Here is an 8,798-nt window from a genome sequence, read left to right as displayed (position 1 = left end):
GGCCGGCGCCTTGACGATCGCCCGCGACGGCCTTGTTGTGGGGCTTAGGGAGTGAGGATGGCCAACGACAAGCTTTGGGAAGAGGTGCGCGAATCCGAGGAGAGATCCGCGGCGCAACTCTCGATGCTTCTTGAGAAGGTGCAGGATCTGCCATCTTTCGTCCGATTCATCGACGCGCTGAGCAAGGACCGTAAGGACGCGGACCGCAAGGAGGCAACGACGCCAGCAGGACCTGATACCGGCTGGAACGGATGGAAAAATGGCTTGCTCAGCACATTTCTTGAATCAGCGGTCGCTTGGTTCGAAGACAATGGGCGGGGCGACCCGGCATTTTTGGCGGGTGACAATCCCTGGAAAGCCGCAGCCAGAGTTATCTATGCCGGCAAATACTACGAGTAAACGCCCTGGGAGGACACATGAAGCTTGCCACATTGAAGGACGGGACGCGTGACGGAAAGTTGGTCGTCGTCTCGCGCGACCTGACGCGGTTCACCGATGCCTCGTTTCTGGTGCCGACGCTGCAGGCGGCACTCGACGACTGGAACCGGATCGCGCCGCATCTGGCGACAATAGCGGAATCGCTGGAGAACAATGCGGTGCCGTCAGCGCGCTTTCATGAGCACGACGCCCATTCGCCGCTGCCGCGCGCCTACCAATGGGCGGACGGCTCGGCCTATGTGAACCATGTCGAGCTGGTGCGGAAGGCGCGCGGCGCCGAGATGCCGGCAAGCTTCTGGACCGATCCGCTAATCTACCAGGGCGGCTCGGACGCGTTCGTCGCGCCACGCGATCCGATCCGGGCGGCCGACGAGGCCTTTGGCGTCGATATGGAAGGGGAGGTCGCCGTCATTGTCGATGATGTCCCGATGGGAGCAAGCCTGGATGAGACGCGGGCCGCGATCCGGCTGGTCATGCTGGTCAATGACGTCACGCTGCGCTCCCTCACTGCGCCAGAGCTGGCCAAGGGCTTCGGCTTCTTCCAATCAAAGCCGTCCTCGGCTTTTTCGCCGGTCGCGGTAACGCCGGAAGAACTGGGCGAGGCCTGGGATGGCGGCAAGGTCAGCCTGCCGCTGCTGGTCGATCTCAATGGCAAGCCGTTTGGCCGGGCGAACGCAGGCGTGAATATGACCTTCGATTTTCCGGCGCTGATTGCACATGCCGCGAAAACCCGGCCACTGGCCGCCGGCACGATCATCGGCTCGGGCACGGTCTCCAACAAGCTCGACGGCGGCCCGGGCAAGCCTGTCTCGGCGGGCGGTGCCGGCTATTCCTGCATTGCCGAGTTGCGTATGATCGAGACCATCGAGGCCGGCGAACCGAAAACGCCATTCCTGCGCTTCGGCGACACGGTGCGCATCGAAATGAAGGACAGGACCGGACATTCGGTTTTTGGTGCGATCGAGCAGAAAGTCGAGAAATACGAGGGGTAAGAGTATGACAGGCGAGACATTCTATCTTCTGTCCGGTGTCTGGGCCCTTGTCATGCTGGCGATCTTCATTCAGGCCATCCGGCTGAGCTATCGCATCGAGGCGCGCTCTCCCGACCTGACGAATCGCAGCGGCTTTCCGCGCAACGCAATGATGTTCCACACCGTGACCAACATGAACGTCGCGCGGGACGAGGAAACGCAAGCCATCCGGCGGCGCATGAATCGGCTTCTGCTGATCGTTCTCGCCGGATTTGCGCTTCTGTGGGCGGGCGTGTCTTTGGTCCAGTCAGCGGAGTGAAGTCATGGACTTGCTGTACCATTTCCGCCGCATGGCGCGCAACAACCTCTGGTCGAACGACCGGCTCTATCGCGCCGTGTTGCAGCTTAAGCCCGGTGAATTCGAAGCCGAGCGAACCAGCTTCTTCCCGTCAATCAACGAAACGCTCAATCACATCCTGGCGGTCGATCATCTCTATCTCGACTTTCTCGAAGAGGGCGGCGTAGGCGCCGCGGCCCATGACGATTTCGTGCCGTTCGATGAACCACAAGCGCTGCTTGCCGCCCAAGTTGCGGCCGACCGGCGGCTGATCGCCTTTTGCGATCATTTGTCGGCGGATGATCTCGACCGCAGTGTCGTCACCGACCGGCGCGAGGACGGAAAAATACCGGAGCGGATCGGCGATCTGCTCGCCCACCTCTTCATCCACGACATCCACCATCGCGGCCAGGTGCACGCCATGCTGTCCGGCACGTCGGTGAAGCCGCCGCAGCTCGACGAGTTCTTCCTGGACTATGATCTGAAGCTCAGGAAAGAAGAGGTCGAGCGGCTGGGACTGTAAGCCACTCGACCGGCCGCTTACTCCGCTGCCTGCACCTTCAGCACGCCGCGCTTGATCTGGTCCTGCTCGATCGATTCGAACAGCGCGCGGAAATTGCCCTCGCCAAAGCCTTCGTCGCCCTTCCTCTGGATGAATTCGAAGAAGATCGGGCCGATTACGGTTTTTGAAAAGATCTGCAGCAGGATCTTGGTCGTGCCGCCGTCAACCACGCCTTCGCCGTCAATCAGGATGCCGTGCTTTTTCATCCGCTCGATCGGCTCGTCATGGCCGTGTACGCGGGCATGGGACATCTCATAATAGGTTTCCGGCGGGCCCGGCATGAACTTCAGCCCGTTAGCTGTCAGTCTGTCGGTGGCGCCGTAGATCTCGTCCGTGCCGACGGCGATGTGCTGGATGCCTTCGCCATTATATTTTTTCAAATATTCGGCGATCTGACTGGTGTCGTCCTTGGACTCGTTGAGCGGGATACGGATCTTGCCGCAGGGCGAAGTGATGGCGCGGCTGACCAGGCCGGTGATCTTGCCGTCGATGTCGAAGAAATGGATCTGCTTGAAGCCGAACAGGTCGCGATAGAAATCCCACCATTTGTCCATGTTGCCGCGATAGACATTGTGGGTGAGGTGGTCGAGATAGTAGAAGCCGACGCCTTCCGGCTTCGGGTCGCGTGCGCCAAGCCATTCGAACTCGGCATCGTAGACCGAGCCCTTGTCGCCGTAGACCTCGATGAAATAAAGCAGCGAGCCGCCGATGCCTGATATCGCCGGCACGTCGAGCGTTTTATCATTGCCTTCATAGGGCGTCGCACCCTTGGCGACGGCATGGTCGAACGCATGCTTGGCATCGACGACCCGCCAAGCCATGGAGGAAGCGCAGGGGCCGTGCTTGTCGACGAATTTCATCGCATGCGAGCCGGGTTCGGTATTGACGACATAGTTGATGTCGCCCTGCCGCCAGACGGTGATGTCCTTCGTGCGGTGCTTGGCTACCGGCATATAGCCCATGCGGGTAAAAAGCTCGGCGAGCTTTTCCGGTTCGGGATGCGCGAACTCGACGAATTCGAAGCCGTCGGTGCCGGCGGGATTTGTCTTGCTGATCTTTGCGGGCGGTGCGTCGTGCGGGAAGGGGCCCATGGTGTTGTCCTCCAAAGAGCTCTGTGGCCGAAAAGGGCCATTTTCCCATAATCATAGCGCGGAACAGGCGCATGGTGCTTGCATTCAAACGCTTTAAATGATCGAGTGATGCGCGAACTGTGCACGTATGGAGACGAATCCATGGATGATGCGCGCATCGACCAGTTTGACCGCAAGATAATGGCTCTATTGCAGGGGGACGCACGGCTGACCAACAACGATTTGTCGGAACGGGTGAACCTGTCGGCGTCGCAATGTTCGCGCCGCCGCCAGAGGCTGGAGGAGGACGGCTACATCAGGGGCTATCGCGCGGTGCTCGACCGCGACAAGCTCGGCTTCTCGCTGGTCAACGTCATCTCGGTCACGCTCGCCACCCACAACCGCGACAATGCGCAACGCTTCGGCGAATTGGTGGCGCGGTTGCCGGAAGTGCAGGAGGCACACGCGCTGACCGGCGAGATGGACTACATCCTGAAGGTGGTGACGCCGGACCTGAAGTCACTGTCGGAATTCGTCAACGGCGTGCTTCTGCCGCACGAATCCGTGCAGCACGTGAAGACGGCGATCGTGCTCGAAACGCTGAAGGAAACCGGCGCGTTGCCGATTTAGCTCTTCGACTGCTGGATCAGCCCGTAGAGGTTGGTGCAGCGGGCGCCGGAACGGCAATAGGCGAACACCGGGCCTTCGAGTTCATCGAGCGCCTCAGCCTGGTCCTCGACATTCTCGGCCGTGATCTGGCCGCTGATGACCGGGATGTAGCGAAAGGTAAGCCCGGCGGCTTCGACCGCCGCCTTAACGCTGTCCGCCGAAGGTTGGCCGGGCTGCTCGTCATCAGGCCTGTTGCAGATGACGCTCTTGAAACCGGCGGCCTTGATGGCAGCGATCTCTTCGGGCTGGATCTGGCCCGAGACCGAATAGTCCTCGCTGATCTGACGGTATTCCATGGCTCTGCCCTCGCAATCTGAATTTAGCGGCAGTCTTGCCACTCCCTGGCATGGGCGGCAATCCGCATCGGGGGAATTCTCTGCCAAATAGATATTGCAGGCCGGAAAATCCAACCGGGGCGATAATGCCCCGATCGCATAGACACGCTCGAGTCAGCTTCCGAGGACCGTGCCTTTGATTTGGGCGATGTTGTTGTGCATCAGGTCGACATAGGTCGAGGCCGGGCCGTCGGGCTGCGACAGCGCATCCGAATAGAGCGTGCCGCCCACCTTGATGCCGGTCTCGCTGGCGATCTGCTCGATCAGCCGCGCGTTGGTGATGTTCTCGATGAAGACAGCCGCCGCCTTGTCCTGCTTCACTTGGCTGACCAGCTTGGCGACGTCGGCAGCGGACGGCTCCGACTCGGTCGACACCCCCTCGGGGGCCAGGAAGGTGAGGCCATAGGCCTTCTCGAAATAGCCGAAGGCGTCATGCGAGGTGATGACCACGCGTTTCTCTTCCGGGATCGACTGGATTGCCGCCTTCACTTGGCCTTCGACCGCATCGAGCTTCGCGGTGTATGCTGCGGCATTGGCGTTGTAGCTGTCGCAACCCGCGGCGTCGGCGGTGCAGAAGGCGTCGGCGATGTTCTTCACATAGATTTTGGCATTAGCAATCGACTGGAAGGCATGCGGATCGGTGGCCGTTTCGCCATCCGTGTGGGCGCCTTCAGCGGCATCGGCAACGGCGAATTCGGGTTTGAAGTTGATCGGCGTGACGCCCTTGGTCAGAACGGCGATCGTCGCCTTGGTGGCGCTGGCGTCGACCAGGCGCTGCAGAAAGCCTTCGAAATACAGGCCGTTTACCAGCACCACGTCCGCACTCGCCATCGCCACCGCGTCAGCCGGGCTCGGCTCGTAGACATGGGCATCGCCATCCGGCCCGACGATGGTGGTCAGATTGATGCGGTCGCCGCCGACATTTTTTGCGAAATCGGCAATGATCGTGAAGCTGGCGACCACTTTCAACGGCTCCGCGAGGGCCGATGACGCACCAAAGGCAGTTAACGTTATAACGCTCATTGCCAAGGCGGCGCAGATCGATTTCAGCATGGACAGCTCTCCTCTGTTGGGATCAGGCGGTTCTGTGGCGGTGATGGATAATACGGGCGCGCAGGATACCGCGCGTGCCGAACAGAATCGAGGCAAAATAGACGACGCCCGCAGACAGGATTATGGCCGGGCCGGAAGGCAGCGACACGTGATAGGACAGAAGCAGCCCCGCGACGCAGGAGGCAAAGCCGATCAGCACCGCCAGCAGGCACATCGGCTCGACGCGCATGGTCCAGAAGCGGGCGGCGGCCGCAGGCAGCATCATCAGCCCCACGGAAAGCAGCGTGCCGAGCGCCTGAAAGCCGCCGACCAGGTTGAGCACGACGAGGCCGAGGAAGATGAAATGCACCGGGCTGCCTAACCGGCTGACCGAACGCAGGAACAGCGGGTCGAGACATTCGGCGACCAGCGCCCGCCAGAAGATGGCGAGGCTGACCAGAGTAACCAGCACGATGCCGCCGATCAGCGTCAGCGCTTCATTGTTGAGCGCCAGCACGGTGCCGAACAGCACATGCATGAGATCGACACTGGAGCCGCGGATCGACACCATCAGCACACCGATGGCCAGCGAAATCAGATAGAAGGCCGCCATCGAGGCATCCTCTCGCTGGATGGTAAAGCGCGAGACGGCGCCGGCGCCGAGCGCGACGATGATGCCGGCAATCAACCCGCCGATGGTCATCGGCAGGATCTCCAGCCCATAGAACAGGAAACCGGCGGCGGCACCTGGCAGGATGGCGTGGGCCATGGCGTCGCCGGAAAGGCTCATGCGGCGCAGCATCAGGAAGACGCCGACGGGGCAGGCGCCGAGCGACAGCATCAGTGAGCCGAGGAGCGCCCGTTGCATGAAGGCGAAATCGGCAAACGGAGCGATGAAAAGACCGTAGAGCGCGTCCATCATGCCGCCCTCGGCCCGGAACCGTGATGATGGTCGTGCCCATGATCGTGAGGGTGATCGCCGTGCTCATGGTTGTCGGGCTCGCACCAGGGCGCGTTCTCCTCCCAGGCTTCATGGAAGCGGCGCGCGCGCAACAGGTTTTCCGGCCGCAGCGTTTCCTTGGTCTCGCCCCAGGCGATTGGCTGGCGCGCCAGCAGCAGCGTCTCGGGGAAATTATGGCGAACCAGATCCAGGTCGTGAACGACCACCATGATGGTGCGCTCCTCACCATGCCAGCGCTTGATCAGCGTGATCAGATCGCCGACGGTTTTGGTGTCGACGGCGTTGAACGGCTCGTCGAGCAGGATGAGATCGGCGTCCTGCAGCAGCACGCGGGCAAACAGCGTGCGCTGCAGCTGGCCGCCCGACAATGTGTCGATCGGGCGCTTTTCAAAGCCGCCGAGGCCGACGGCCATCAGCGCCTGGCTCACCGAATCGCGATCTTCCCTGGTATGGCGGCCGAGCAGCCCGCGCCGTGGCCACAGGCCCAGGGAGACCAGATCGACGACCCTGGCCGGAAAGGAGCGGTCGAGCTCCGACTGTTGCGGCAGATAAGCGGCGCGCACGCCGGGCGCGCGGACAACCGTGCCGGCCATCGGCTTCAACACACCGACGATGCCCTTCATCAGGGTCGACTTGCCCGAGCCATTGGCGCCGACGACGGCGGTCAACGATCCCCGGCGGATCGTGCCGTCGAGATGATGGATTGCCGGATGGCTGTTGTAGCCCAGTGTCAGGTCGCGGAAGGTCAGGCAGGTTTTGGTCATGTGACGATCCGTGGGACACGACTAATACGGCAGCGGCGGTTGATATGTGATGTTATTACATTAGTCAACAAGTCAATCCGGCGGAATTGCGGCGACCGGAGCAATTTGGCGTGTGCCTATTTTCGCCCCACGCCTGCTGGCTCAAGAGGATTCGCTCATGCAACCTTGCCCCCGGTGGGCCGCGACTCTAAAGAGGCGCGACCCACAAAGGAAGGAAACGTCCCATGAGCATTCGTCGCATCGATGTTGGCCCGCGAATGAGCCAGATCGTCATCCACGGCAATACCGTCTATCTGGCCGGTCAGGTCGGCGAGCCGGGCGGAAACGTCGGCGCCCAGACAAGGGACATACTGGGGGCCATCGACGAATTGCTGGCCAAGGCCGGTACCGACAAGACCAAGATCCTGCAGGCGATCATCTGGCTGGCCGACATGAGCACGTTCGCCGAGATGAACGCGGAGTGGGACAAGTGGGTGCCGCAGGGCCATACCCCGGCGCGCGCCACCGGCGAGGCCAAGCTTGCCGGACCGGAATATCTGGTCGAGATCATTGTCACGGCCGCGATCTGAGGCAGAGCTCTTTACCCTCCCCCTTGAGGGGAGGTCGGCGAACAGTCGAAGCGAAGCGGAAACGAGACGGGGTGGGGTTCGGCGAAGCTGCACCGACCCCACCCGCGTCGCAAAGTGCCGCCCTGCGGCATTTCTTCCGCGACTCTCCCCTCAAGGGGGAGGGTAAGAGTTACCCCTGCGAAGGCGTGAATCTTGCCACCAGCGTGTGGCTCTCGGCCGCATAGGTGAAACGGACATGGGTGACGGGGTGCTCGGCGCTCCATGTCCGTCGCTCGACCACCAGGCACGGTGCGCCGACCGCGATGTCGAGTGCCGCCGCAATGTGCTTGTCGGCGGCGACGGCGCGGATGCGGTGCTCGGCGGCGCTCCATGGCACGCGGGCGATCAGCCACGGCCCGGGCGCGATGGCATGAAATTCCTCGTCGGCGGCCTCGGCCACGGCGGCCAGGTTGATCAGCCGCTGTTCGTGGGCGAACGGCCGCTTGCCGGCGAAATGCCGGCATTCCAGCGCCAGCACAGGTCCGGCAGAAGCGAGTTCCAGCAAGGCGCGATCCTCCGCGCTGCTGCGCCTTTTGTGTCGCGCCACACGCTCGTAGCGATAGGGCAGGCCGAGCGCTTCGACCTCGATCCTGATGTCGTGGATTTCCAGTACCGCGGCTTGCGAATGCGGCCGCCGGACAAAGCTGCCGGAGCGGCGGCGGCGCTCGATCAGCCCGGCCTTGGCAAGCTGCGACAGCGCCTTGTTCACCGTCATGCGCGAACAGTTGTACTCGGCCGTCAGTTCGTGCTCGAACGGAATGCGGTGGCCGGGCGCCCAGGCGCCGGACAGAATCCGCTCGCTGATGTCGGACAGGATGCGCTGATGCAGCGAGAGAGACTCGCCGACGTCCACATCGATTGTTCCGATCATGCTCATGCCGAAAGCGCCGTCATCACCTTGCGAAAACGCTCGGCAATGGCATCGCGCCTTGCATGCGTGCCGCTGCTGACCAGTTTCTTGCCATGCACCCAGACGCAATCGACCTTGGTGCCGTTGGCGAAGATCCAGGCGTCGAGCACCGCATCGCCCGTCTTGCCGGCAAGCGAAGGG

Annotated in this window: 12 protein-coding genes and 1 pseudogene; 6 read left to right on the top strand and 7 right to left on the bottom strand. The window is 62.1% G+C overall.

Features of this window, described 5'->3' with window-relative positions:
• Positions 1–57: 57 nt before the first annotated feature.
• Genes EOA86_RS11790 through EOA86_RS11775 form a run of 4 tightly spaced genes read left to right on the top strand, consistent with a single transcriptional unit; the run spans position 58 to position 2,269 of the window.
• Positions 58–399, top strand: coding sequence for a hypothetical protein (locus EOA86_RS11790; protein WP_127211255.1), 342 nt, complete (start codon positions 58–60; stop codon positions 397–399).
• Positions 400–416: 17 nt separating this feature from the next.
• Positions 417–1,430: a fumarylacetoacetate hydrolase family protein gene (locus tag EOA86_RS11785; RefSeq protein ID WP_127211256.1), complete on the top strand. Its 1,014-nt coding sequence runs from the start codon at positions 417–419 to the stop codon at positions 1,428–1,430.
• Positions 1,431–1,482: 52 nt separating this feature from the next.
• Complete coding sequence (locus tag EOA86_RS11780) at positions 1,483–1,728, top strand: hypothetical protein (RefSeq protein WP_245316539.1); 246 nt, start codon at positions 1,483–1,485, stop codon at positions 1,726–1,728.
• A gap of 4 nt (positions 1,729–1,732) precedes the next feature.
• Positions 1,733–2,269: a DinB family protein gene (locus EOA86_RS11775; RefSeq protein ID WP_128341789.1), complete on the top strand. Its 537-nt coding sequence runs from the start codon at positions 1,733–1,735 to the stop codon at positions 2,267–2,269.
• 17 nt (positions 2,270–2,286) lie between these two features.
• Here EOA86_RS11775 and hppD read toward each other — a convergent pair whose 3' ends face one another.
• Positions 2,287–3,399 carry a 4-hydroxyphenylpyruvate dioxygenase gene (gene hppD / locus EOA86_RS11770; RefSeq protein WP_128341787.1) on the bottom strand — a complete coding sequence of 371 codons (1,113 nt, stop codon included), beginning with the start codon at positions 3,397–3,399 and terminating at the stop codon, positions 2,287–2,289.
• Between the two features lie 141 nt (positions 3,400–3,540).
• Between hppD and EOA86_RS11765 the strand changes: the two genes are divergently transcribed.
• Positions 3,541–4,008 carry an Lrp/AsnC family transcriptional regulator gene (locus EOA86_RS11765; RefSeq protein ID WP_029354039.1) on the top strand — a complete coding sequence of 156 codons (468 nt, stop codon included), beginning with the start codon at positions 3,541–3,543 and terminating at the stop codon, positions 4,006–4,008.
• Here the strand turns inward: EOA86_RS11765 and EOA86_RS11760 are convergent.
• The 4 genes from EOA86_RS11760 to aztA form a co-directional block, all read right to left on the bottom strand.
• Positions 4,005–4,343: a TIGR01244 family sulfur transferase gene (locus tag EOA86_RS11760; protein ID WP_127211259.1), complete on the bottom strand. Its 339-nt coding sequence runs from the start codon at positions 4,341–4,343 to the stop codon at positions 4,005–4,007. The genes EOA86_RS11765 and EOA86_RS11760 overlap by 4 nt on opposite strands.
• Before the next feature lie 153 nt (positions 4,344–4,496).
• Positions 4,497–5,435, bottom strand: a complete 939-nt coding sequence (gene aztC / locus EOA86_RS11755) for a zinc ABC transporter substrate-binding protein AztC (RefSeq protein WP_128341786.1) — start codon at positions 5,433–5,435, stop codon at positions 4,497–4,499.
• A gap of 22 nt (positions 5,436–5,457) precedes the next feature.
• A complete protein-coding gene (gene aztB, locus EOA86_RS11750) occupies positions 5,458–6,333 on the bottom strand; it encodes a zinc ABC transporter permease AztB (RefSeq protein ID WP_127211262.1) in 876 nt (291 codons plus the stop codon).
• On the bottom strand, positions 6,333–7,139 hold the full coding sequence (gene aztA, locus EOA86_RS11745) for a zinc ABC transporter ATP-binding protein AztA (protein ID WP_095521796.1): 807 nt from the start codon (positions 7,137–7,139) through the stop codon (positions 6,333–6,335). Before aztA ends, aztB begins: the two co-directional genes overlap by 1 nt.
• A gap of 224 nt (positions 7,140–7,363) precedes the next feature.
• Here aztA and EOA86_RS11740 point away from each other — a divergent pair, with 224 nt between their 5' ends.
• A complete protein-coding gene (locus EOA86_RS11740) occupies positions 7,364–7,708 on the top strand; it encodes a RidA family protein (protein ID WP_095521795.1) in 345 nt (114 codons plus the stop codon).
• 169 nt (positions 7,709–7,877) lie between these two features.
• Here EOA86_RS11740 and hutC read toward each other — a convergent pair whose 3' ends face one another.
• Together hutC and EOA86_RS40130 are read right to left on the bottom strand one after the other, a co-directional pair.
• Positions 7,878–8,624 (bottom strand): histidine utilization repressor, encoded by a 747-nt coding sequence (gene hutC, locus EOA86_RS11735; protein WP_128341784.1) that lies wholly within the window; start codon positions 8,622–8,624, stop codon positions 7,878–7,880.
• Positions 8,621–8,798 (bottom strand): annotated as a pseudogene (locus EOA86_RS40130) (formimidoylglutamate deiminase); the annotation flags it as partial. The gene hutC and the pseudogene EOA86_RS40130, both read right to left, overlap by 4 nt.

It is taken from the genome of Mesorhizobium sp. M5C.F.Ca.IN.020.32.2.1 (assembly GCF_004023105.1).
Lineage (GTDB): Bacteria > Pseudomonadota > Alphaproteobacteria > Rhizobiales > Rhizobiaceae > Mesorhizobium > Mesorhizobium wenxiniae.
The sequence above is the reverse complement of the archived record's forward strand: the minus strand, read 5'-3'. Positions and strand labels throughout refer to the sequence as shown.